Raw genomic sequence first — 1,674 nt, forward strand, 5'->3', positions numbered from 1 at the left:
GCACGCGGCGATGCTCGCCACGTGCGTGGCGGCCGGATGGCCGACGGACACCTACCTGGACCCTGGGCATCCCTTGCAGCTCGCCATCCGGAGCGCCGTCGAGGAACTGGCCGGTGAGGCGGTCACGGCGGTCGGGGTGGACGGGTGCGGGGCGCCGCTGTTCGCGGTGTCCACGGCCGGGGTCGCCCGCGCGTTCCGGGCGCTCGTCCTGGCCGCTCCCGGTACGCCGGAGCGGCGTGTCGCGGACGCGATGCGCACGCATCCGCAGTGGACGTCGGGCACCCGGCGCGAGGAGCGGCGGCTCATGGACGCGGTGCCCGGCCTGCTCGTCAAGTGCGGCGCCGAGGGCGTGGACGCGTTCGCGTTCGCCGACGGCCGCGCCGGGGCCGTCAAGATCGATGATGGGGCGATGCGGGCGCGGACGCCCGTGACCGTGGCGCTGCTGCGGGCGCTCGGCGTCCACGACGGCGCGGAGCTGGACGCACTGTCGGTCGTCCAGGTGCGGGGTGGTGACGGCGTCGTCGGTGCCGTCCGTCCCGCACCCGGCGTGTTCGCGCCTAGCGCTTCCCGGTCTCCTTGAGGTTCCCCTTCTTGAGGTTCTCGAACTCCTCCTTGAAGACCGTCTGCTCGTACAGGATGCCGTCCGGCCACGGCTTCTTCGGCTCACGACCCGGCTGGGGATTGTCCTTGCGGAACTCCCTCCACTGGCTCTCCCTGGCCGGGGGATAGCTGTGGGAGAACATTCCCGGCCGGTAGGTGTACAGGCCGCCCTGTTCCATGCCCCGGTGGTTGTCCTGGTCGTTGCGGCGGTCCGGGTGCACCTTCCGGGACGAGGCCGCGCGGGTCGCGTACAGCCAGGCGAGCAGCCCGACGGTCGCCAGGACGGGGATGATCCACGCGTAGACGAGCGCTCCGGTGGGAGCGGTGTTCGCCGAGATCATGGCGAGCATTGTCGGTCCACCTCCCGATGAGGACTCGACCCCGCACAGGGGTCAATGAGGGGTGTGTCCGCTGATTTCCGAGTTAATCCCTTTAAGGGACGGGGTAGCGGGTGCGCCCACCGTGCGGAGGCGTCCCGCCGCCGTCCCGGGGATCAGCATGGCGGCGCAGACGAGCAGCACCCCGGTCATCGGAACGTTCCACCCGCCGGTGGCGTCGTGCAGCGCGCCGAGGGCGAGCGGGCCCAGCGCCGCGATGACGTAGCCGATGCCCTGCGCCATCCCGGACAGTTGCGCCGCGACGTGCGCGTCGTGGGCGCGGAGCCCGATGAACGACAACGCGCCGGCGAAGCCGAGGCCCTGACCGAAGCCGAGGACGGCGGCCCAGGCCCACACCGTCCCGATCGGCGCCCAGGTGACCCCGGCGAACCCCGCCATGGTCAGCGCGACCGTGGCGATCACCAGGGGGCGCTGGTCGCGGGTCCGCCGGGCGATCACCGGGACGGCCAGCGCCCCGGCCGCCTGCATTGCCGCCGTCAGGGACAGCACATAGCCGGCGGGCGCCTCGGCCATCCCGCGGGCCTGGCAGATCGTCGGCAGCCAGCCGAGGACGACGTAGGCCAGCAGCGACTGCAACCCCATGAACACCGTCACGTGCCAGGCCGGCCCCGACCGCCACACCAGCGCCGCGACACCGCGCGGGGCCGCCGGGGGCGGCGCCGACCGGGCCGCGTGC

At 73.2% G+C, this 1,674-nt stretch carries 3 protein-coding genes; 1 reads left to right on the top strand and 2 read right to left on the bottom strand.

All coding sequences use genetic code 11. The features are described from left to right. A partial coding sequence (locus AF1_RS32440) for an asparaginase (protein WP_174548921.1) occupies positions 1 to 580 on the top strand: 580 nt, incomplete at its 5' end. Here AF1_RS32440 and AF1_RS32445 read toward each other — a convergent pair. Continuing rightward, a complete protein-coding gene (locus AF1_RS32445; protein ID WP_131732339.1) occupies positions 558 to 941 on the bottom strand; it encodes a hypothetical protein in 384 nt (127 codons plus the stop codon). The genes AF1_RS32440 and AF1_RS32445 overlap by 23 nt on opposite strands. 51 nt (positions 942 to 992) lie before the next feature. Continuing rightward, on the bottom strand, positions 993 to 1,674 hold a 682-nt coding region (locus tag AF1_RS32450; RefSeq protein ID WP_157419435.1), incomplete at its 5' end, for an MFS transporter.

Source organism: Actinomadura formosensis NBRC 14204, from assembly GCF_001552155.1.
GTDB classification, from domain to species: Bacteria; Actinomycetota; Actinomycetes; order Streptosporangiales; family Streptosporangiaceae; genus Spirillospora; species Spirillospora formosensis.